Source organism: Acinetobacter sp. 1294596, assembly GCF_000582925.1.
Lineage (GTDB): Bacteria > Pseudomonadota > Gammaproteobacteria > Pseudomonadales > Moraxellaceae > Acinetobacter > Acinetobacter radioresistens.
On record NZ_JFCC01000030.1, the window covers coordinates 13,740 to 36,585 of the forward strand.

Genomic DNA, 22,846 nt, shown 5'->3' on the forward strand with positions numbered 1-22,846 from the left:
CAGATCTGAACTGTTGGCAACTCTCTGGCAAAATTTCCTGGCAGCCCTGCATTTAACTGCCTAGCGCAATCTGATAATAAATAATAACAACCCCGCCGTGCAGTTAGCATACAGTAAGTAAAGGAATGGTTGACTGTGATCATAAAAATAGCATATCAAGCCGGAGGGAAACTAGACGGCTAAGTATAGTAATATCAATAGTTTTAATACTTTAGAAACATTAACCGTCGGTTCAGAACACTATCAGATTTTCAACCTGTCTAAATTGCAAGTGCAGTTAGGTGACCTGTCCCGACTACCAAAAACTTTAAAAGTCTTGCTGGAAAATTTACTACGTTTTGAAGATCAGCTCACGGTGAAAACCGAGCATATTCACGCCTTGGCAGGATGGCTTAACGATCGAACTTCAGAACAGGAAATCCAGTATCGTCCGGCACGAGTCCTGATGCAGGATTTTACCGGTGTTCCTGCAGTGGTTGATCTTGCTGCAATGCGTGCAGCAGTGGCCGAAGCCGGTGGTGATCCGGAAAAAATTAATCCGTTGTCACCAGTGGATTTAGTCATCGATCACTGGGTGATGGTCGATTACTTTGCTAGCCCGCAAGCTTTTGAGTAGAATATCGCCATTGAGATGCAACGCAATGGCGAGCGCTACCAGTTTCTACGTTGGGGGCAGGCGGTGCTCAATCAGTTTCGCGTGGTGCCGCCAAGAACCGGAATTTGCCATCAGGTCAATCTGGAATATCTGGCACAAGTGGTCTGGAGCAATGAGGTCGATGGGCAGGGCTTTGCCTTTTCTGATACCTTATTCGGTACCGATTCACAATTTATTCATCATATTCTGAAAATATTTCTTCAATTTCATCCCACTGCGGCAATTTATGCTTTTTTTTATTCACTTCGAATTGTAAACCAACACCATCAAGCACACGTTCAAATATGTCAAATGAACCTGTAAAATGGCCATTTTCCATCTCTGAAATTGTTGTTTTATTGACTTGAGTTTTTTCTGCAAGGCTTTTCTGTGTATAGCCTAACCCTTTTCTTGCCAAACGTATTTCTTTACCTATTTCACCTCGTGTAGCCATTTTTTCTCCCGAAATTTGTTAGCCATATAGCAAACTTTTAACTAATTATGGTTAATATTCGCTATATAGCAAACTTTTATAATGATTCTTGAATAGCTAAATTGAACTTATAAGATTCAATTTAGCCTCAAATTAGGTTAATAGAATCCATATATGTATGGTAGTTCTCAATAATGAGGCAGTTGTATACCTCTTGAGAAGAGAAACTTCTTATACCTTGAATTTGAATTATTAGACAAAATTATGACTTTTAATTTTCTGTGTAATGAAGCTTTATATATTCTTAATATTTACCCTGAAGCCGAAGTCCTTCGACTACGTTTAATACTGTAGCTAATCCCTGAGTAGTCTGAATCTGTTTTATCGGAATGCCTTTGGTTAGCTTATTTGGTGACTTCATAAAATGCTGCATCCATTTAGCCTCTCCACCTGTTAGAGCATCTAGTGATATCGCAATACGAATTAAAATAATTGCGAGTTCTCCCTGACTTGAATCGGGATCTAACTCAAGCGAATTTAAAGTTTCCACTGAATCTAAATTGATAACGATAGCAAGCTGGTCCAGTGTCAAACCAAGTTGTTTTGCAGATGATAAAACAGCTTTAGTTAATACTTTTTTTTGTTTTGCAATTTTTTCTGACGTTTTATGCATGACTGATCTCAGTTTCAGACGTTGCTGATACCTAGAGTTTATACTATTTGATTATCGTTTCTCAGACATCCAATTTTTACTGAAGATATATTAAATTTGGCTTTAGATAAGGAAGCAACGGTTAAATTATTTAACAGCATGTGGTTATTTTTAGACCTTCAGCTTTAAGTTCAAGAGATCGAGGTCTGCCGATACATGCTAGATGTAAGCAAAATTTAAATGCAGCAAGAGCATGACCATCTTTTACTGAGTAGAGTTGTAGACGAGGAAATTCCTCTTGAGTTGATGGATGTTTATCTGTTAATGCTTTTGCTAATTTGAATAGTTGAGGCTGTTGTTTAGCATCTAACTTTGTTTGCAAATCTTGTCCAAGTAAGTGCCAAAATTTGGCAGGAAATAAAGCCTTAACTTGGGAGTAAAAATGTTCGAGTTGATCGATATCCTTCCAGCGATAATGGATACCGGTATGTGATGCGGTCACTCGATTTAAAAATACATTCAGGACGTATGCAATTTGTATTGGATTTTTACAAGCTATTTTCTGTAGATGTTCAAAAAAATAGGTCACTGCATGAAGCTCTTCAGCGCTATCAAGCATCGCTGGCTTTAACTGGGTTGAGCTATCAATACTAAATAAACGGGGATTCCCTTTTTTTGATTTAATTTTTGCTAAATTTAGGGCATTTTCATACCAATAATTGACAAGCTCTTCTGGTAAATACATTTTTTGAGATACAGCTTGAGGATCATTGTGAATCTCTAATTGATTTAAGGTTTCATAAAAGCGTTGAAGTGAAATTTTAGAATCTTCTGTTCCAACAAAGAAAGCAAAAAAATTATGGGATTGATCTATTTGTACCGACAGTTCATCTAAAATGTCAGTAGCATTACTTTGAAGCCATTTTGTTTGATCGTTCAATAATATAGTTGCTAGAGCGGCCTGGTTTTTTTCAAAATTAAAGTCTTTTTCATCATTTGTTATTTTCAAATTTTTAAACGTTGCATTGTGGCCCATAATTTTTTTAGCCAATTCATTAGGCATATCTGGATGATGTTTTAGTAGTTTTTGACCAGCTATGAGATAACTTAAATGAATATAGCTTTTGAATGTTTCAACTGGCTCTATATGTCCTAAGAGATGTGCAATAACAAACCAATGGTTTTGTCCATGTTGATTTTGAAGTAGCTCAGCTCGAATTTTTTGATATTCGTTTTCGCTATAGTCGGTTAGCTTTTGCACAAGTGGTGCATATTCACAGTTCAGTAAAAGCGATAAATGATTCGCTGCAGTGTGACGAAAAGAGTGAAAGGAGTAATGATGCCCTTTAAAGACCTGATTTAATATCAGTTTTAGGGGTACGGTGACAGTATGTTTATTCAGTTTTTTATTTTCATTCAAGTTGCTGAATAAATATAAACTTTTCTTATTCTCTAAACGTTTTTCAACAACAAAATCGCTAAAGAATTGGTACTCATCATCTTTTAGCAAAGCGTATGCAGGCACAATCCGTTCCGCACTATCCGTTTTGAGCAGATGTTGATTACCTTGTTTTTTTGAACCATAAGGTTGAACCCAGATAGAAAATTGATTTAAACCCTCGATATCTTTTACACGTAACCCGAGTATTTCGTTAATACGCATACCAGTACGGTAAGCCAAAATATAAATAATTTTTAATAACTTATAGTGATGGTCTGAGATGGATTGGTCATGTAAGAGCTGATTTAACTTCTTTAATATGACCTGGAAGGCTGTATGACCAATGATGCGTGCACGAGGTCTACTTTGCGATGCAATAAATTCAAGTTCGAAATCTTCTGCTTGAAAAACAATTTGTTGAAAGGTGTGAAAGCGTTTCAACATGCGGATTGTTTGGTCTTTAGATTTTTTAAACTCAGGTCGATCTGCTTCATCAGCAAGTCGTGTATTGCTAATGATTTGTTGATAGATTTTGTTCAGCAGATCATTAATGTCATTGTCGGCATCGAAGTATTGTAAGGCATGAGTTAAAAACGGTTCTGCGATCCGGGTGTAATATGTATAGATTGAACTATCTGCGAGTTTTTGATTGTCTTGAAATGCCTTCGTGTACTGAGTTGTATCAAAATCAAAGGTGGCTGATAATTTTTTTATTTGCTCTGAAGTTGGTAGATAGAGACTGATGAGCCACAAAATAATACGTTTAGAAAACTCATTAAACTGCTCTTGGTGACGCAGGCAAAAATCAATAATGAGTTCAGCAATAGGTTGGTCCGTTGATGATGTGCGAATTATTTTCAGCAAGTTTTTATGAATAAATATCACATTCTCTACTGCTTCAGACGTATTGAGATCTGGTAGGACTTTGGCTGTAGAAGAGACATTTCGTTCGATTTCATCACTTAATTGAGTTTTAAATTTTGGGAATGCAAAGTTTTCAAACTCATGTTCTGATAAACCACACGTGAGTGTGTTTTCTAACAAACATTGTGAAAGGGCAGGATCAACATCTGCATTCTGCAGTTGTAGCCAATTAAAATTGGCGTAGTCACGTAAAAACTTAAAAGTCTTTTTGGTGTATGGATGTTTTATTTTTTGAAAAATGAGGTGCAGATACGCATTCACGTCTAGACTGATGTCACGAATTTGTCTTGTATTGAAGTGAATGAGCCAGAGTCGTGTGAGTTGATCTGGAACAAAATTACGTGATTTTCGTATTGTTTTTTCATCAACAAATAGATCGCCATAGCTTGGAGAAAGTGGCTCTAAAAAGATGATATTAAAATCGCAAATTTTTTGGATTTTTTCAGGGTTTTTTAAATGTTCGAGCAAAGCATTTAATGAAGCTGTTTGATTTAATCCACCGTATAACATTGAGCAAAGCAGAATATTTCCAATAATTTCATCATCAGAAAAAGCGGAACTATCTTGAGCAAGAATCCAGTAATCCCACAGTTTTTCGAGGATGATGTCAATTTCATGACCGGCTTGGATCCAATCTAGGGTGAAAATTGGTTCATCGCGTTTCATCTCAAAGGTGAGATAAGGTAGTGGGAGGTCTAGGTTATTACTTTTATTAAGATCTTTGATATATGTTCGGAAGAATTCATGAGCATATTTTTTCCAGGCAAGATTCGGTGCTTTACGTTTAATAAACTCATAAATTGCAGGATAAGCTTGAATTAAGTCTTCATTTGAGAATTTTTGTTCATCAAAGTATTGTCGGAGCTCTTGTTCTGCATCAGCTCGTATGTCCTTTTTAGGCTCATCTCGTTTGAATTGACGTCTATCTTCAGCATAGCGTTTTTTTGGGATTTTTTTATTGAATGATGACATGAACTTCAATCCCGCTAATTTTAAATTGATCTTTCATTTGCTCTAAAACATTCGCAATTTTAGAAAATTGAGATAGTGATAAACTGGAAAAAGGATGTGCTGCTTCTTGTTGCATGAGCTCATGTCCAAAGAGAGCTAAAATTTCAGGTTCAGAAAATTTATGAGTCAAAAATGCACGAGCTGTGTGGCGATGCCAATTTTCATGAGCAAGTCCTAATTCAGGATGGAAATTTTTGACTGTAGAATGACTTAGTGGTTTCCACTTGTTATTTTGAATGATTCCAAGCAAGGGTAACTTACTTGCTTCTATTTGTTGTATAGCATCACTTAAAGCTGGATGACTCATCATGATTTGAGTCGAAAAATATTCTAAAAATTTAAGGAATTTTTTTATCTCTTCAACTAAAAATGAACAAAGTGGGATTAAACGTCCGAATCCATTGCGGCCGCCTGCTTCTTTGTCAGAAACCATCAAAATTTGGCGTTTTAAATTAAAGTTTTTAAGAAATCCAGGGAATTCAGCAACGGGGCGTGCTGCTGTAAAAAGAAGGAGGATATGCCACATCCATATGTTGTAGTGGTTGTATATAGCAATCAGATCGTTTTCAGCTTGTGAAAAAATATTAAACTTCAATACAGCAAAAATCTCTGTAATGATCTGTGGTTTTGGAGCTTTACGACTACCAAAATGAATTATTGAATCAGGGGGCGAAGGTACACAACTTTCATATGTGCTTGCTATATCTGCACAAAGTGATTTTAGAATATCAACATATTGTGCATGTAATCGTGGAATATTCTGATGACAATAAGAAATAGATGATGACTGATTGGCATCAATCCCTGTGATTAAATCTGCGAGTTGTTTATTCCCTGTTTTTGCAAGAACCGTATGATGCAGTAGAGAACTCACCTTTACGACAGACAGTTTTGGAATCAATAATTCTTGTCTTAATTTGCGTAAATATTGCTGTATATCATCGAAACTAACCGAATCCATTTTGCGGAGATCCTCAATGAATAGATTCGGGATTGGAATGTCTAAATAGATCGTCTGATTAAGTAAGCTTGTTGAATACTCAAAATCACGGTTCTCAAATACATTAAATTTACTGCTTAAGAAGAATTGATCATTTTTATGGATCAATTTTTGGCGGTTATTTAAGTTTTTAGCTCGCTTGCTTTGTATATATAGCCACTCATTCACACTGTTGCCTGTCAAAAATGCGAGCATCAGGATTAAAGCACTTTTATTTTGATGTTCAGAGTAGTCCACATGAAGTCTTTTCAGTAGATGGTTCACGCTAGATGGATTCGGAAAAAAACTACTCGACGTGAGTAAATGTTCTTTGCGTTGAATATGTTTTGCAACAAGCGGTAGAACATAGTTTTGACTCGTTTCTGAATGTGCTGCGAGTGGTGTGACGTCAGTTGGATTGACAACAATTTGCCGATTAATCGGCTCATCGATTAAGGTTTCTATATTCAGTGCTTTAGATTTAGCCCCTTTTTTGATTTCGATACTTTCTTCAATGAATTGTTCTTCATCAAGAAACTGATGTTGAAGCTGCGTATCGATACTTGCACGTGCAATCTTCGCTTTGTTTTTTAAAATGTAGTTAAAAGTAATCCGAATATCATTGAGTAGATTGCGATCAAACTCAGGCAATTCATCCGTATCTAATGTGATCAGATGTTGAATAAATTGTTCTAAGCTCAGCGTTAGATCTTTAAGATAGACATTCCAGAGGCGTTTATATTCTTCTGTATTATGATATTTTTTTTCAGTATCTAAATTTTTATTTGCAGTTCTAAAACGTTGGAATAAGCGCTTTACTGTATTGAAGTGTTCGGCGTGCGCTTGTTTAAAAAGATCTGGCTTGAGCTCAGGAAGAGCAATTAAATAAATTGCTGCTTTTAAAACTAGAATATTCCAATTTTTTGCATGCGTCTGCGATTCAGATAATTGCGAAATTGAATTGACATATGAAGTAATCGGTAGATCACTGATCTTAACTTTTTTAGAAAAAGAGATTACTGAAGGTTTGGGCAGATTTGACTGAAATTCTACATCGATGTCAAAGCAATCGAGATTGAGACCATCTAGACAGTTGTCAGTCTGTTGAGAAGACAATAGTTCAATCACAAAGTTGATATGTTGTGCACGTTCAAATTGCTCATCACCGAACAATTTTTCAATTGTTCTTTTAATTGAAATCATTGGTAAATCAAAATGTTCGTTTAGATCATTAGACATTTAAGATCTCCAAATTTTTTCTGCACTCAGATCGCTATTTGAGTGATCTAAGAGATCTTTTACACATCTGCTGTGTAATGATAATTCATTAAAAATCTGTGTACGTTCTTGCTTGATCTTTTTCATCCGCTGATTGAGTTGGTTTCGAGAGCATGAAAGCAAGTGTGCAAGTAACTCTAGGCTCATTTGATGGTGTGGCTTCAAAGATGATTCTTTGTTAAGAGTTAATAGTGTTTGACGTGAAAGATGTGTATTAATCAAGTGCAATGTTTTTCGTGGGTTCAAAGGCTTAATGTCAAATTTTGTAGATTTGATGAATTGAATAAATTCACGACTGCATAACTCCATCAGAAATGCTAACTCATCATCTGAAAAAGATTGTTGATTGTGAATAATTAAAGTGACTTCATTAATATCTTGCTTTAAATAGCTAAGATATAAGTGAATATTATTGAAAATGGAGTAGCCATCAAATTCTGAAGTTTTCCACACATGGAGTTCTTTTATGCGATTAGAAATATCTAAATCTGCAGTGAGATTTTTAAACATATTTAAGTAGCATAAGTTGAAACCATACGCTTGTGGATGAATGGTGATTCTGCTTTTTTTGAAATTTTTTAGAGTACTTATCTGTGTTGCTGGAAACTTCAAAAGTAGTTCAGATGTCAGATCCATGTGTGCTATTGAATAAAAATAATACAGCAATATTCACGTATATTTAGAGTTTTTGAATATGGCAGGAGGGATCATTTTTTCCTTGTTTTTAAAGTTTATTTATTATTGAAAGTTTCAAATTTTCCTCCTCGATTAGATACTCACTATTAGTTAGCTATATTTGTGAGTTGGCAAAAAATATCATGTTTCTATTATGATGTTCACATAGCAGATTACAATGAATACAGTAGGGATGAGTATAGTTGATTATTACAATAACAATGCTCAAATTTGATCTTTTTTAATGGTAATTAAAACCAAACAGGAATCAATTTTTGATAAGTATGTGGCTTTGTTGCACAAAGATTTCATAACTATATGATTTTAAAAGTTTTGATTATTTTTTGATCCAAAATTAAATTTATTTAAATCAGATGCTTACATATTTATGCAACAAAGCCCATTGTGTTCTTACGCAAACCTGCACCGATTGGCCTTGGTTTAACCAGTCTACATATACTAGATGAGCCACTCATTGTGGCCTTACCCAACAATCATCCTTTGGCTGAACAAGCCGAACCAATTCATTTGCTGGATCTTGAACCGCATGATTTTGTGTTGTACCGACGTTTAGCGGGGCAAGATTTATTTGATAATATTTTGGCCAGTTGTTACCAAGCTGGATTTAGTCCCAAAATTGTACAAGAAGCGCCACGTTTAACCTCGAGTTTAAACTTGATTGCTGCAGGGATTGGTTTATCCATCGTGCCTGAGGCCATTCGTGACTTTTGGAATAAGCAGATTGTTTATAAAGCACTCAAGGCGAACAATCCATGTATTGCGCCGATTTATGCAGTGTATAAAGAAAATATAGACAATGTCCGTTTGCAACACATCTTAAAGTTATTGCAATAATTCGTTCAATATTGAGCACTTTATTCTGCCTGACAAGAGTTTGCTTAAAGTACTAAGGTCAGAGTGATGATGTGTTGTATTTAAAGTTTTATACCTATAACGAATGCTCGTATGGAGCAAAATATAATATTTAGCAATATGAAATGTTTAACCCATGCTTTTTAATAAAATTCCTTTTGCACTCACGGCTCTGATTTCTTCCACTGTGGTAATGATGAGTGGTTGTGCACCCAGTCTGTCTAGCACCGCTTCAAACACACAACAACAGGCGCAAAATGCCTTATTGGTCTATGGTGGACCTATTTTAACCATGCAAGGCATGCAGCCCAGCTATAGCTGAATACTTACTTTATTATCACACTTAAAACCATAGGAAATGAGGTTTTACAGATGTTTCCATGTGCTAGTGTTTTTAGAATTTAGCTATAGTTTTGTTTCCCATCTACTTTGATGCCATTTTTTTTATACTGTCACTGAGGCAGGTTGGACATTTGATTTCTAGAGTTATTTGCATTTCTCTATTTTATCAAAATTCAACCTGCTTTTTTTTAGCATACTTTTTGATACACCACCAAAAATTGGATGAGTTTTGCTAAATAGCTCAAAGTTCAGTTTGTATGTTGATAAATGCATATTACTAATATAGAGCCTGTAAATAAATTTCAGTAGTTTTATCATTTATTAGGGATGATGGAATTCAACTTTATTTTTTGTCAGGCTTCTTTAGCGAATTCATTTAAAGGCTATTTATTCACTTTTCATAATAAAAGTGCTCAGATAGATATCCTATCACTCGTATTGTGAAGAAATTATCTTATAAGATTTGACTTCAAAAATTACATATCGCGCTCTAAAGTCAAGTCTTTAAAATGAGCAGTGTGCAATATAAAAATCATTCAAATGCACTAAAAAACAGTTTGTGAGAGAGGAATAGTAGATGAATACGCGATCTACCATTATGGATACCAATAGCTTCCGTGCCGAGCATGCGAGTGCACTAGATTCTGAAACCCGAAAACTGACCGATCGACGTAGCCAAAATTTAGGTGAATCTTACCGCTTGTTTTATCGAAACCCAGTGCATCTTGTAAAAGGGCAAGGACAATACCTTTGGGATGCTGCAGGCAATCAATACTTGGATGCTTATAACAATGTCGCTAGTATAGGACATTGCCATCCTGCGGTAATCAATGCCGTAAATGAACAAATGCAAATGTTGAATACACATACTCGTTATTTACATGAGCGCATTTTAGATTATACCGACGAACTTTTAGCGACCACACCGACTGAAATTAACAAAGCCATGTATATGTGTACGGGTTCTGAGGCGAATGATTTGGCCATTCGTATTGCCCGTGAATACAGTAGTGGTACGGGTATTATTGTGTCGCAAGAAGCCTATCATGGTACTAGTGATCTTACTTCGGGCTGTTCGCCTGCGCTTGGTACAGGACAGACCTTAGCTGCTACAACTCGTTTGGTGGCAGCACCTGATCAATATCGTTTTGAGGGTGAAGATTTAGGTGACTGGTTCGCCGCGCAAATTCAAGCACAAATTGATGATATGAATGCCAATGGCATCAAGTTTGCAGGCTTCTTAGCCGATTCCATTTTTTCATCAGACGGGGTAATGCCAAATCCTATTGGTTTCCTGAAAAAAGCAGTGGATGTAGTGCATGCCAATGGTGGTATTTTCATTGCTGATGAAGTACAGCCTGGTTTTGCTCGTACAGGCGATTCTTTTTGGGGTTTTGGGCGTCATGGTGTGGTGCCCGACATCATTACCACAGGCAAGCCGATGGGCAATGGTATTCCAGTATCAGGTTTACTCGCGAAAGATCATGTGTTGTCTGCCTTTAGTCAAAAAATCCCTTATTTCAATACCTTTGGGGGGAATCCTGTGGCGATGGCAGCGGCGCAGGCCGTGCTGAAAACTATTCAAGAAAAAGAGTTACAAGCCCATAGTCAGCGCCTTGGTGGTCTACTTTTGACAGAATTGCGTAAGCTGATGGAAAAGTATGACTGTGTTGGTGATGTGCGTGGTGCTGGTTTATTTATTGGTTTCGAATTGGTACAAGATCGTTTCACCAAAATGCCTGATAAAGCTCTGGCACTGGATTTGATTGAAGAATTGCGTAATACGCATCGTGTGCTGACCTCTGTTGCGGGACCATATGGCAATGTCTTGAAGTTACGTCCACCATTGGTGTTCCAAGAAAAAGATATTGATTGGTTGGTTGGAGCGTTGGATCAAGCCTTAAGTAAACTGCAAAAATAAACTTAAATGTCATACATATTTAACCCCGCTCAATGAGCGGGGTTTCTTTTTTATTGATTTCTTACCACTTAATGTCGTAATTGGCGTGGTGTACAGCCAAACCAACGCTTGAATGCACGGGAAAAGGCACTGACTTCGGAATAGCCTAATAAAAATGCTACTTCAGAAATCGGTAAATTCTTCTGTTGAATATAGTGTTTGGCCAGTTCATAACGAACTTGATCAATTAGTTGAGTAAAGGTGATGTCGTGTGATTTTAAGCGCCGTGATAAGGTACATGGACTCATATGTAAATCTAGTGCAACTTTTTCCAAGTTGGGTTCACCATGAATCAAATCTTGCTGAATGTGTGCACGGACTTGATTGGTTAAACTTTGTGACTGCGATTGCGTATTCAGAATTTTTAAAGTGTCGAGCATCATGGTGAGCAGCAACGGGTCTGACTGTGGCATTGCGGTTTTAAGGTCTGATTTGGCAATCAAAATTGAATTGAATGGCTGATCAAAAAACACTGATGCATTAAACAGTTTACTGTGTTCTTGCCAAAACTCGGGACGTGGGTGTTCAAAATGAATTTCGCGTGGTGAATAGTGTGTGCCCAAGACTTCACGAATTACATTCATAAACATGCCCACTGTGAGTTCGGCATCTTGTCGTCGCGATAAAATTGCACCATGCTGGACTTGGTAGTCGAAACGATAGGCATCATTGACTTCAACCATACGGCATAAAGTATCTTTTTGATGCAGATTAAAATGTGAGGTCATGTTCTTTAATGCATCTTCCAGCGATGCTGAACATAAACCAATATAGCCAATCAGTCCTAAAGCTTTGGGATGAAATTGCTGTCCATAATGCAGTCCGAAATTATCGCAATGTGATAGTTTTGCGGATTGTTCCAAGACTTCGCAATAATTGGTGAGTTGCAAACTGAGGGTGGGGCTGAGCAATAATTCAGGATTAATACCACTGATCCCAAAAATGCGATCGACATCGGCACCTTTATGCAGAATAAAGTCACTTAGGCCTGTCGCGGCAGCTGATAAAATGCCTTGGTTGCTGATGTCTTGAGCGTTGATGGAGAGAGGATTAAATTGAATCATGCATAGCCTCTTTTAATACAGAACCGTTATTGTTCTAAATTAAGCAAGAGCTATGCCATTCAATGCTTTACGGTTTGCTTCTGCCTACAGGTATTTTTTTATATACCTGCTGGAATTTGGTTGTTAAGATATTTTTTGCAAAGTCGCACAGTTTCATCCGACCATTGCGCTCCCAAACTTTTGGCCATGTCGGTATAGGCATGTGAACCGAACCAAGCCATCAATTGGATTCTACGTTGCATAATAAAGGTGGGAACCAACGCATACTCTTCTGCACTCACATGCCCAATTTTTTCATAACCATTCAACCATTGTTCGACCCACTTGGGTGCAGCAGTATAGTGTTCATTAAAACTAATTGCTGCAGCTAAGTCATGCATAAACCAGCCCATGCCGCAGTCGTCAAAATCAATCACACCAACCTTTTTTTCATTCAACAACAGATTGGTCAGTCTGAGGTCAGCATGGATCAGCCCATAGTGATCTTTGGACTTCCCAAATTGATTTAGCTCGGTGGCAACACGGCAAATTGCCTCATCAATCACGGCATGATCTACCGATTTTAACTGTTGGGCATGACGCCAGTCACCCCAATGTCCATCGGCAAAAACCATACTTTCATGATCCCAAACAATACGTTGGAAGTAGGCTGGCATCTCCCATGTTTTACTGTGCAGGTGCAGTTGTGCTGTGATTTCACCCAACTGCTTAAAATCACATGGATCGACATTATCTGCTGTAGGCATTACACCTTTCACCCAATGAAAGAGCACTGCATGCCTTGAAATATCTGGACTGAGTGCCAATGTTTGGACTTTATCTCCATGACAGTCGGCAATGGCAATCGGCACCGCGATGCCATGCGCATTTAACGCATCTAACCATGCTAGTTCACTTTCGATTTGTTGTTTGGAATGATAATTGGGACGATGAATGCGTAGTGCATATTGTTGTTGAGCGGTTTTCACAACAAAGGTGGCATTTTCAGATTGGCAGAGTAATTTGATCTCGCCTTGATAGCATGCTGGATAGGTTTGCATGGCTTTTTTTGCCAATTCGTAGAGTTGTTGAATGCTTAAATATTCATTTTGTTGGACGCTCATGTTGTACTCCTTTTCATGCTGATCTTGGGTGCGGAGTCCCAGACTTTGAGCTGATCTTATAAAAGAAAAAAAAGAGCAACTTGACTTCAAGCGACTATGCTCATGATTTATTGTCAAGTTTAAAGCCGATATTTCACCGATATTAAAGTGGTCGAATTTGGTGAAAAGGTGATCGAGCATCATGAAAAATGAAATGATAATGACGGAGAGTGTCGCAGATAACACCGAATATTTTGCCCAACGCCAACTGAAAAAGGGTGCCGTCGGTTGGTTACTGTTGGTGGGGTTAGGGGTGTCTTATGTGATTTCGGGTGACTTCGCAGGTTGGAATTTTGGTATTGCGCAAGGTGGTTGGGGCGGATTATTTGTTGCTACGATTGTAGTGGCATTTATGTATCTATGCATGAGCTTGTCGATGTCAGAAATGTCGACCATGCTGCCAACAGCAGGCGGGGGCTATAGTTTTGCGCGAGTGGCGTTTGGGCAATTTGGTGGTTATCTTACAGGGACTGCAATTCTGATTGAATATGCAGTCGCCCCTGCCGCAATTGCAGTTTTTATTGGCAATTATTGTGAAGCTTTATTTGGCATAGGTGGCTGGCCGATTTATCTGTTTTGCTATGTGTTTTTCATGGCAATTCATTTAAAAGGTGCAGGTGAGGCTCTGAAAATAATGTTTGGCATTACCGCAATTGCTTGTGTGGCGCTGTTGGTGTTTATAGTGGCAATGGTTCCACACTTTAATGCTGCCAATTTATTTAATATTGCAGTAATGCCAAATACTGCGGGGGCGAGTTCATTTTTGCCTCTCGGTTACATGGGCATTTGGGCTGCTGTCCCGTTTGCAATCTGGTTTTTCCTTGCAGTTGAAGGCGTGCCTTTGGCTGCTGAAGAAGCCAAAGATCCAGTCAAATCTTTACCACGTGGTTTAATTGGTTCAATGTTGATTCTGGCTGCATTTGCCCTGCTGATTTTGTTTTTAAGTGCTGGTGCGATGGGTGCAGAGCAAGTGAAAAACTCAGGAGCACCATTGGTTGATGCATTAATTGCAGTCTATGGACAGCATTCATGGATTGCCAGTTTTGTGAATTTTGTGGGATTAGCAGGTTTAGTAGCAAGCTTCTTCTCGATTATTTATGCTTATTCGCGTAAAGTGTTTGCCCTATCGCGTGCGGGTTATTTACCGAAAATATTATCGCTCACCAATAATAAACAAGCGCCGAAATGGGCGATTGTGATTCCTGGGGTAATTGGCTTTGTATTGTCATTAACGGGTGAAGGAGATTTGCTGATTTTGATTGCGGTGTTTGGTGCCACCATTTCTTATGTGTTGATGATGATGTCGCATATTAAATTGCGTTTTTCCCGTCCAGATTTAGCACGACCATATAAAACACCCGGCGGCATCGTCACTTCAAGTATAGCATTGGTTTTGGCCTGTGCTGCAGTGGTGGCGGGTTTAATGGTTAATCCAAAAGTATGGTGTTTGGCAGCGCTAATTTATGGTTTATTCATTCTGTATTATCTGCTGTATAGCAGACATCATCTGGTGGAAGGCACGCCTGAACAAGAGTTTGCATCTATTGAAATCAGAGATGAATAGTTGAGTGAAATTTACCTAATTTTTAAGAATATCAATCCCATTTTTAATGGGCTTGATATTCTTAAATGCTCATTAAATTATTTGGTGGTGTTTTAAAAAGTATGCTGAGATTAAATGAAGCCATTATTGATGTAAAAGAAGGTTAAGTCGAAGGCTTTAAAATGGTTTCCAGGTGGTGTTTCAAGCTTTTTGGAGAAATTACAACTTCTTCTAAAACCATGCCTTATTCGATGCCTTATTTTGCAATTATTACCTTCAATTCCTACAGTAAACAACTTACCAATACTTTGCTTGCAGTTTTTAAAAGCAGTGATGAAACTGTCCCAATGATCACTTGCAATTCGGGTGTAGTGAATACCTAATTGTTTAAGCTTTGTCTTCAACCTTTGGACTGTAGCTAAATGTCTCTTACCCCAAACATAAGCAACAAACTCACCTGTTTCTCGATGGTAGGCGTAAATAAGCCATTGTTTATTATTTTGGCTCTAGACTAGCAAAATGATTATGTTAGTCTAGAATCATGATAGAAAACAGTAAATTAAGTCACTACAAGATTAAAAAAATTATTCAATGCTTTTGTGTTGATATTCCTGCTTCCAAAACAGCCTTATTACTCAATTTAAATCGTAATACGATTAACTATTGGTACATGCTTTTTAGAGAAACTATCTATGATCATCAAACAGATTTAAGAGCTAAGTTTGTTGGTTCAATAGAAGTAGATGAAAGCTATTTTGGAGCGAAAAGGCAACGTGGGTTTCATGGAAAGTTAAAGCGTGGTCGTGGGACTCTAAAACAGCCAGTATTTGGAATATTCGAACGTAATGGGCGCGTCTATACTGAAATCGTACCTGACTGTAAAATGAAGACTTTACAAGAGGTTATCATTGGTAAAGTTTCACTTGAGCGTGTGATTTATAGTGATGGATGGCGTGGCTATAATGGTCTTGTTGATGTGGGTTATTCAAAGCATTTTAGGGTAAATCACGGAGCAAATGAGTTTGCTAGAGGAGAATGTCATATAAATGGAATAGAATCATTTTGGAGCTTTTGTAAAAGAAGGCTAGCAAAGTTTAACGGCATATCAAAAGAGTACTTTGATTATCATCTTAAAGAAACTGAATGGCGTTGGATGAGGGAACCTAATGAGTTAGCAACTGAGCTGTGGAACCTCATTAGGTAAAATTAAGTGTAAATCTGCTAGTCTAGAGCCTAAATATGTATCTTCCTTATCTGTAATGATGATAGGGATTTCACATTTTGCATCTGACAGAAGTTTAAAAGTGAACTCACGTTGTTGAATCTCAAGCTGAGAAAAAAGTGCATGCCAACACACAAAAGCATGGATGCTTTGTGGGTAGCAATATAAATTCAGGTTTTTGGATGACACCCGAAATGTTTTTAGTACTTTATTCGTTGAATTTGTCATGAGTAAAACCCAATTTTAAGACTGCTTTAGATGACTTTCTTCTTTGGTTGATCGTATTTTGTTTGTGTATTCTTAATATATGCAGGAATTTTTATAATGTAAATATTTTGATGGTTTTATTTAATTTTTATTGCATTTATTTTTTGAAAAATACGTTTATTGAGATTCTTTGGTAAAAGAATACTCATGCCTCATTGGTATTATAATACTCATGGATTTAAATATTTTTACTGCCCATAACTTTTTATTGTGTGTAGTATTTTTTATACAAATAAATCAATTTATTGCTTTATTTGAATTGTTGTGAGAATTAAAAAATATGCACGTGATTGATTATATGAGTCAGAGATGGATCCGTAAATTTGAACAACTCCTATAAGTGATATTCTGCTCCTCAAATGATGTTATAAACATCAATATATGGAGTATTTTATGGCACGTAGACCAAGAAGAAATCATTCAAATGATTTTAAAGCTAAGGTAGCACTTGCTGCGATTAAAGCAGAAAAAACACTTGCTGAATTGAGTGCTGAATTTGATGTTCATCAAAACCAAATGACTTTGTTGCACAAACCTAGCATAGACGGCTTCTTCAGCAATATAATTTTCAAATGAAGAAGCTTACACACAAAATCTACCGCACAACCAATTGGCCCGCATATAACAGAGCTCTCATTAATCGTGGGAATATTGCTATTTAGTTCGATCCAAACACTCAGTGGTATGCACAATCACAAGGCAAGCAAGGTCGAAGTCAAACTTACTCAGACACCGCTATTCAATGCTGTTTAATGATCAAATCTTTATTCAGACTCTCTCTACGCATGGTCACAGGTTTTGTTCAAAGCCTGATTAAACTATGTGGATTAAGTTGGACAGCGCCAGATTACAGTACGCTTTGTCGAAGACAAAAACATATTGATATTGCGATTAGCTATCAAAAAAATAGTGATGGGTTACATCTACTTGTAGACTCAACTGGCTTGAAGTTTCTAGGTGAAGGTGAATGGAAACGTAGGAAACATGGACTTGAATATCATCGCCAATGGCGTAAGCTGCATATTGGTATCGATGCTGAAACCCTGCAAATACGTGCAGTACAGCTTACTACAAATAATGTGAGCGATTCGCAAGTACTCGGTGATTTACTTGCTCAAATTCCTTTAGATGAACGAATTGATTCGGTCTATACCGATGGTGCTTACGATACGAAGCACTGCAGACAAGTCATTTTAGATCGAGCTGCACATGCGATCATTCCACCAAGGAAAAATGCAAAGCCATGGAAAGATCAGAAATTGAGATCTTTAGAGCGGAATGAATTACTAAAAACAGTGAAACGTTTGGGAAGAACGCTTTGGAAAAAGTGGTCTGGTTATCATCGTCGAAGTTTGGTAGAAACTAAGATGTATTGCATTAAATTATTAGGCGATAAATTAACAGCAAGGAGTTTTCCGAGTCAGGTGAATGAGATTCATGCACGCATAGCCGTATTGAACAGATTTACAGAATTAGGTCGTCCTCATACTCAAGTGATCACTTGAGTTCTGTTCAAATGAGCAGAGTGCTGTCTTTTAAATCTTTGTGCAACAAAGCCTGTTTAAAGTAGAACCAGATGTTTTTATCAGAATCTAAGCCAAGAAACTCTCCCACAATTTGTATAGTAAGAATTTCAATATCACTTAAAGCGGGTGGAAATCCTCTACTTCTTAAAGGTTGAATGACAATCGCTGAGTAAAGTTGCTCTATGATTAAAAATACAGAAATGATAAATTCGTAAATGGACATAACTTGCTTTGCTTTTCTTAGTCGAAAATTAAATTGGGTTATCTCCTTTTTATTTCAAAGACTTAAAAAGTTGAGATTCGCGTAAATATGTCATACAAATCTAATAATACATTAAGTCTACCAAGGGTTGTTTATGTGGAAATTATCGCTTTTAACTACTGTAATTTCATTGGTGGTAGCCTCTTGTGCATCTGATCCTTACTCAAAGCCTTCTGCTTTACGGTTTCAAAATAATAAGCAAGGTTATAATCAGGAGATCAATGTCAACAGAGATGCTAAATTATGCGCAGGGGATACAAGAGATGAACAGAGTTGCCCAATTCATTTCTATATTGACAGTATTGAATCAGGTAAATTCTATATCAATAATACGGCAAAGTATTATTTAAAACCAGAAGTTTATAATTTCAAAGTTAAAAATTGTAGCGGCGAAAAAAATTGTCAGAGTTGCGATGTCGACTTGCGGCCAGATCAATTAAAAGATCGTAACTTTATTCTTTCTGTAGATGCTGCTGGTGTAACTTTTATTTCAAATAATGGTCATCCTTTGGCTTGTAGACAACAGCCAGCAGCTCAAAAGCCTGTCGTTGCTCCTGTTGAGCATACTGAAACAATTGATTTGGCAGCCGATACATTATTTAAATTTGATGGTTCATCTTTAAATGATTTATTGCCTAAAGGCCGTCAGGAAGTTCAGGACGTAGCATCAAAAATTTCAACAGGTTTTGTTTCTGTCAGTAAGATCATATTGGTCGGTCATACGGATCGTCTAGGAAGCGAAACTTATAACCAAAAACTTGGTCAGAATCGTGCTGAAACTGTACGTAGTCTGCTTGTTCAAAATGGCGTATCCGCAAATATTATCTCGGTGGCAAGTGCAGGGAAGAATCAACCAGTCACGGACGGCTGTCCTACGGTTAAATCTCGTGAAGCACTAAAAGCATGTTTACAGCCCGATCGTCGCGTGACGGTACAAATTACGGGCATTACCAAGTAATTCAGCATTTAAAAGTTTCAACGAATATAGGCCACACAGAACATGACAAATTTTATTGTAGTAGAAAAAGATTCTTTAAATAAAGTATCTATCAACACGCAACATATCACTTTAACAGAAGCATCAATTGTCCATACCAAAATGCATCGTAATGATGTAGCAGAGTTTTTACGTGATGGCAATAACCTGATTTTAAAGTTAAATAATGGTGAAACTGTCCTTATCGAAAACTTCTTTGTCGTATATGACAAAGTTGATTCTGATCTGGTTTTTGAAGAAGATGGTTGTATCTTATACTGGTTTGATGGTGTTTCTGGTTTTAAGGGAATACCTGGGCTTGAGGTCTTATTACCTGCTAGTGCGGCAGGTGGGTCTTTACTGCCATGGATTATTGGTGGTGGTGCTGTTATTGGTGGCATCATTGCAGCCGCAGGAAGTGGCGGTGGAGGGAATAAAAACGCATGGCCAATCGCCGTTAAGGATGAAATTACAGGTGTTGAAGATACCCCAGTTAATGGCAATGTTTTAACTAATGATCGTGATCCTGATGGAAACGCAATCACAGTTACTCAATTTGTTGTGGAGGGTAAAAGCTATAATGCAGGCCAAACCGTTACAATTGATAAAATTGGCGAGCTAACGCTCAATGCCGATGGAACTTATCACTTTGTCCCTGCGACTAACTGGAATGGCACCGTTCCAACAGTTACTTATACAATTAGTGATGGCCAGGGTGGAACCGCTTCAGCGGAATTGGTAATCACCATTACACCTGATGCAAATCCTTCGATTAGCATAAAAGATGAAAATGGCGGCAGTGAAAATCCGAACAATACTACTGATGCATTAATTGAACAGGGGCATGTTACTGTATATGAACAGGGTTTAACTGATACATCGGGTTCAAATAAAGAAACGGGTAGTATTACGATTGGGGCTGGTGATGGCGTAAAGTCTGTTACGGTTGGTGATACCAATATTTTGCTAACAGATCTGGAAAATGCCTCAACTACACCGATTATTATCAACACGCCTCATGGCAAGATCATCATTACTGACTATACGCCAAATGGTCAGGAATTTAATGGCGTATCTACGGGTGGCACCATTACTTATGAATATGAACTAGATCAACCTGTTACCAACGATGCATCACACACCGATAACTTTCTGGAAGAAGTCGGTATATCTGTGACAGATCAAAGTAATATTGTGAGCAGTGGCAGTCTAGTCATTAGCATTATTGATGATGCACCACTTGCCAAAAACGGCATCGATAATGTGGCTGCTAATCAATTTACCCCTGAAACTGGAAATGTACTGACGGGTGTTGGTACGAGTAGTGGGGCTACAGGTGCAGACAAAATTAGTGCCGATGGAGTGAGCATCTCCACAGTGGTTAGTGATAATGTATCTGCTAACGTGGTAACAGATGATGGCACAACGCTGACGGTCGAAGGGCAGTATGGTACTCTAATACTCAATAAGACCACAGGTGAATATAGTTACGAGCGTCATGAAGGTACGCCGGGCGGTGTAAATGAGGTATTTACTTATACATTGGTTGACGGTGATGGGGATAGCTCAACAGCTAGCTTGACATTAGTCATTGGCAATAGTGCGCCTCTTGTTACGCTTCCTTCGAGCGATGGAGAGAGTACCAAAGTCTATGAATCAGGTTTGAATAATGGTGGCTCTAAAGCATCTACTGATAAGGAAACAACAAGCGGTACAATTGCTTTTACCTCTCCAGATAGTTTGGCTTCTCAAGATGCAGTGAAGTTAGGTGGACATACCCTAACGACAGCAGATCAAACATTCTCGGATGGTTTAACTGCACGCTATGAATACAATTCGGCAACTGGTACAGGTACTATCCACTATAGCTACACACTTCCTGCGAATACGTCAGGTGATAATACCAATGCAACATTTGCAGTGGAAGTGACAGATATCGATGGCGATAAAACAGCTTCGGGTGATCTGGTTATTAATATTATAGATGACGCACCTGTTGCGAAGCCTGACACGAATAGCATTACAGAAGACAGCGTACCTAATCCAGTCAGTGGCAACGTACTGACAGGAGGCGTATCTAGTGGAGATACAGCTGATACCCAAGGCGCAGACAAAGCTAACGTCAGTGGAGTACAGGCTGGAACAGTTGCGTCAGGTGAACACGTAGCAAATGGCGCATTGAATACAGCAGTGAATGGAGAATACGGAACATTAATTCTCCGTGCTGACGGTAGTTACACCTACCAATTAAATAATAACAATACGGATGTAAATGCCCTTAAAGATAACCAAAGCCTCCAAGACGTATTTAGCTACACCATTACCGATGGAGATGGAGATAAATCGACAGCGACCATTACCATCACCATTAACGGACATACCGATGGCGCACCTAACGTGGTTATCACTGATCATAATGGATCAGCGCTTGGTGCGAACAGCATTGCCGAAAATGCAACGACCCCAGTACAAGGCGAGTTTACCGTCAACGCAGCAGATGGACTGAAATCTATCACGATTGGTGGCACGACCATTCTGACCAGCGAACTCTTGGGTCTATCCCCGACCACACCAAAAACAATCATAGGTACACAAGGAACACTGACCCTTACCGACTATGATCCAGTAACAGGCAAAGTCAGTTATAGCTACCAACAAAGTGGCACCAGCAAAAACCACAGCGGTGGTGATAGCAGCGTAAGTAATAGTTTCCCAATTATAGTGACAGACAATGCCGATGAAAGCTCAGTAGCGACTGATCTGATCATTCTCATTACAGATACTGCCCCAGAAGCGAAAGCTGACACAGGCACAGTGACAGAAGACGGTACAGCACTTGAAGGAAACGTGATCACAGGTGGTAGTAGCAATAGTGCAGATGTTGCTGACCGTTTAGGTGCAGATGCAACACAAGTGACAGGAGTCAGCAAAGGAAGCTCAACAACAGAACAAACAGATAATGTTGGTGGAACAGGACTTGCAGGTGACTACGGCACACTGATACTCAATAGCGATGGTAGTTACAGCTATACCGTTGACCCAAATAACGCAACCGTGAATGCATTAAAAGATGGAGGCAAGCTCACAGAAACATTTAGCTACACCATTAAAGATGCAGATGGGGACTGGAGTACCACGACATTAACCATCACCATTAACGGACATACCGATGGCCTACCAAGCATTACACCGAACGATCAGAACGGTAGCAGTGTTGGTGGTCAGATTACAGTGTATGAAAGTGGTCTAAGTACAGGTAGTAACGCAAGTGCAGCGAGCGAATCTGCCAGTGGAACGATTCAGATCAATGCAGGAGATGGCTTAAGCAGTATTAACATAGGCGGACAGAACTTTAGCCTTTCACAATTACAATCACTGAGTAGCAGCAACCCATCGGCAGCGATCAACGTCGTTGGTGGAACCATCGTTCTAAATGGTTTTACGGCAAATAGCAGTGTAGGTGGTATCCCAACTTCAGGTAGTTTGAGTTATACCTATACTTTGAACAATGCCCAGACACATAGCGCTGTTGGAAATGATGATTTACTTCTGAGTGGCATTCCACTGAGTGTCACAGATGCAGGAGGGGTAACAACAACAGGTAGTCTGGTTGTACAAGTGATTGATGATGTTCCGACTGCT

General features: G+C 38.3%; 13 protein-coding genes and 7 pseudogenes. 10 read left to right on the forward strand and 10 right to left on the reverse strand.

The window, feature by feature from the left end; genetic code table 11:
• Positions 1 to 193: 193 nt before the first annotated feature.
• Positions 194 to 823 (forward strand): annotated as a pseudogene (locus J502_RS16830) (aconitase family protein); the annotation flags it as partial.
• A 4-nt stretch (positions 824 to 827) separates the two neighbouring features.
• Here the strand turns inward: J502_RS16830 and J502_RS17150 are convergent.
• The 5 genes from J502_RS17150 to J502_RS10905 form a co-directional block, all read right to left on the reverse strand.
• On the reverse strand, positions 828 to 1,088 hold the full coding sequence (locus tag J502_RS17150; RefSeq protein ID WP_004647603.1) for a helix-turn-helix domain-containing protein: 261 nt from the start codon (positions 1,086 to 1,088) through the stop codon (positions 828 to 830).
• Between the two features lie 283 nt (positions 1,089 to 1,371).
• Positions 1,372 to 1,740: an MbcA/ParS/Xre antitoxin family protein gene (locus tag J502_RS10890; RefSeq protein WP_034684109.1), complete on the reverse strand. Its 369-nt coding sequence runs from the start codon at positions 1,738 to 1,740 to the stop codon at positions 1,372 to 1,374.
• Positions 1,741 to 1,870: 130 nt separating this feature from the next.
• Complete coding sequence (locus tag J502_RS10895; protein WP_034684110.1) at positions 1,871 to 5,056, reverse strand: site-specific integrase; 3,186 nt, start codon at positions 5,054 to 5,056, stop codon at positions 1,871 to 1,873.
• Positions 5,040 to 7,313 carry a hypothetical protein gene (locus tag J502_RS10900; RefSeq protein ID WP_034684111.1) on the reverse strand — a complete coding sequence of 758 codons (2,274 nt, stop codon included), beginning with the start codon at positions 7,311 to 7,313 and terminating at the stop codon, positions 5,040 to 5,042. Before J502_RS10900 ends, J502_RS10895 begins: the two co-directional genes overlap by 17 nt.
• Positions 7,314 to 7,988, reverse strand: coding sequence for a hypothetical protein (locus tag J502_RS10905; protein ID WP_004681107.1), 675 nt, complete (start codon positions 7,986 to 7,988; stop codon positions 7,314 to 7,316).
• Between the two features lie 441 nt (positions 7,989 to 8,429).
• Between J502_RS10905 and J502_RS10910 the strand changes: the two are divergent.
• Together J502_RS10910 and J502_RS10915 are read left to right on the forward strand one after the other, a co-directional pair.
• Positions 8,430 to 8,882, forward strand: a pseudogene (locus J502_RS10910) (LysR substrate-binding domain-containing protein); the annotation flags it as partial.
• A 154-nt stretch (positions 8,883 to 9,036) separates the two neighbouring features.
• Entirely contained in the window at positions 9,037 to 9,222 is a 186-nt protein-coding gene (locus J502_RS10915) for a hypothetical protein (RefSeq protein ID WP_034684112.1), read from the forward strand.
• Positions 9,223 to 9,307: 85 nt separating this feature from the next.
• Here the strand turns inward: J502_RS10915 and J502_RS16835 are convergent.
• Positions 9,308 to 9,396, reverse strand: a pseudogene (locus J502_RS16835) (transposase-like zinc-binding domain-containing protein); the annotation flags it as partial.
• A 423-nt stretch (positions 9,397 to 9,819) separates the two neighbouring features.
• Here J502_RS16835 and J502_RS10920 point away from each other — a divergent pair.
• Positions 9,820 to 11,163: an aspartate aminotransferase family protein gene (locus tag J502_RS10920; protein ID WP_034684113.1), complete on the forward strand. Its 1,344-nt coding sequence runs from the start codon at positions 9,820 to 9,822 to the stop codon at positions 11,161 to 11,163.
• A 68-nt stretch (positions 11,164 to 11,231) separates the two neighbouring features.
• Here the strand turns inward: J502_RS10920 and qhpR are convergent, their stop codons facing one another.
• Positions 11,232 to 12,266 carry an AraC-like transcriptional regulator QhpR gene (gene qhpR, locus J502_RS10925; RefSeq protein ID WP_004681105.1) on the reverse strand — a complete coding sequence of 345 codons (1,035 nt, stop codon included), beginning with the start codon at positions 12,264 to 12,266 and terminating at the stop codon, positions 11,232 to 11,234.
• A 98-nt stretch (positions 12,267 to 12,364) separates the two neighbouring features.
• Entirely contained in the window at positions 12,365 to 13,369 is a 1,005-nt protein-coding gene (locus J502_RS10930) for a phosphotransferase enzyme family protein (RefSeq protein ID WP_034684115.1), read from the reverse strand.
• A 181-nt stretch (positions 13,370 to 13,550) separates the two neighbouring features.
• Here J502_RS10930 and eat point away from each other — a divergent pair, with 181 nt between their 5' ends.
• Positions 13,551 to 14,972 carry an ethanolamine permease gene (gene eat, locus J502_RS10935; RefSeq protein WP_034684116.1) on the forward strand — a complete coding sequence of 474 codons (1,422 nt, stop codon included), beginning with the start codon at positions 13,551 to 13,553 and terminating at the stop codon, positions 14,970 to 14,972.
• Between the two features lie 110 nt (positions 14,973 to 15,082).
• On the opposite strand, the pseudogene J502_RS16625 reads toward eat, so the two are convergent.
• Positions 15,083 to 15,457: pseudogene (locus J502_RS16625) on the reverse strand (IS1 family transposase); the annotation flags it as partial.
• Between the two features lie 35 nt (positions 15,458 to 15,492).
• Between J502_RS16625 and J502_RS10940 the strand changes: the two are divergent.
• The 3 genes and pseudogenes from J502_RS10940 (at position 15,493) to J502_RS10950 (ending at position 17,945) form a co-directional block, all read left to right on the forward strand.
• A complete protein-coding gene (locus J502_RS10940) occupies positions 15,493 to 16,155 on the forward strand; it encodes an IS1595-like element ISAcra1 family transposase (protein ID WP_034684118.1) in 663 nt (220 codons plus the stop codon).
• 666 nt (positions 16,156 to 16,821) lie between these two features.
• Positions 16,822 to 16,959, forward strand: a pseudogene (locus J502_RS10945) (transposase); the annotation flags it as partial.
• Positions 16,960 to 17,012: 53 nt separating this feature from the next.
• Positions 17,013 to 17,945, forward strand: a pseudogene (locus tag J502_RS10950) (IS5 family transposase).
• 55 nt (positions 17,946 to 18,000) lie between these two features.
• Here J502_RS10950 and J502_RS10955 read toward each other — a convergent pair.
• A pseudogene (locus tag J502_RS10955) lies at positions 18,001 to 18,189 on the reverse strand (IS982 family transposase); the annotation flags it as partial.
• Between the two features lie 133 nt (positions 18,190 to 18,322).
• Between J502_RS10955 and J502_RS10960 the strand changes: the two are divergent.
• Both J502_RS10960 and J502_RS10965 read left to right on the forward strand, forming a co-directional pair.
• Positions 18,323 to 19,186: an OmpA family protein gene (locus J502_RS10960; RefSeq protein ID WP_034684121.1), complete on the forward strand. Its 864-nt coding sequence runs from the start codon at positions 18,323 to 18,325 to the stop codon at positions 19,184 to 19,186.
• 42 nt (positions 19,187 to 19,228) lie between these two features.
• Positions 19,229 to 22,846: cadherin-like domain-containing protein (locus tag J502_RS10965; RefSeq protein ID WP_034684122.1), on the forward strand; the 3,618-nt coding region annotated here is incomplete at its 3' end.

Bases quoted from the DNA above. Each gene is read 5' to 3' on its own strand.
- J502_RS17150 (WP_004647603.1), bottom strand. From the start codon at position 1,088: ATGGCTACACGAGGTGAAATAGGTAAAGAAATACGTTTGGCAAGAAAA.
- J502_RS10890 (WP_034684109.1), bottom strand. From the start codon at position 1,740: ATGCATAAAACGTCAGAAAAAATTGCAAAACAAAAAAAAGTATTAACT.
- J502_RS10895 (WP_034684110.1), bottom strand. From the start codon at position 5,056: ATGTCATCATTCAATAAAAAAATCCCAAAAAAACGCTATGCTGAAGAT.
- J502_RS10900 (WP_034684111.1), bottom strand. From the start codon at position 7,313: ATGTCTAATGATCTAAACGAACATTTTGATTTACCAATGATTTCAATT.
- J502_RS10905 (WP_004681107.1), bottom strand. From the start codon at position 7,988: ATGGATCTGACATCTGAACTACTTTTGAAGTTTCCAGCAACACAGATA.
- J502_RS10915 (WP_034684112.1), top strand. From the start codon at position 9,037: ATGCTTTTTAATAAAATTCCTTTTGCACTCACGGCTCTGATTTCTTCC.
- J502_RS10920 (WP_034684113.1), top strand. From the start codon at position 9,820: ATGAATACGCGATCTACCATTATGGATACCAATAGCTTCCGTGCCGAG.
- qhpR (WP_004681105.1), bottom strand. From the start codon at position 12,266: ATGATTCAATTTAATCCTCTCTCCATCAACGCTCAAGACATCAGCAAC.
- J502_RS10930 (WP_034684115.1), bottom strand. From the start codon at position 13,369: ATGAGCGTCCAACAAAATGAATATTTAAGCATTCAACAACTCTACGAA.
- eat (WP_034684116.1), top strand. From the start codon at position 13,551: ATGAAAAATGAAATGATAATGACGGAGAGTGTCGCAGATAACACCGAA.
- J502_RS10940 (WP_034684118.1), top strand. From the start codon at position 15,493: ATGATAGAAAACAGTAAATTAAGTCACTACAAGATTAAAAAAATTATT.
- J502_RS10960 (WP_034684121.1), top strand. From the start codon at position 18,323: ATGTGGAAATTATCGCTTTTAACTACTGTAATTTCATTGGTGGTAGCC.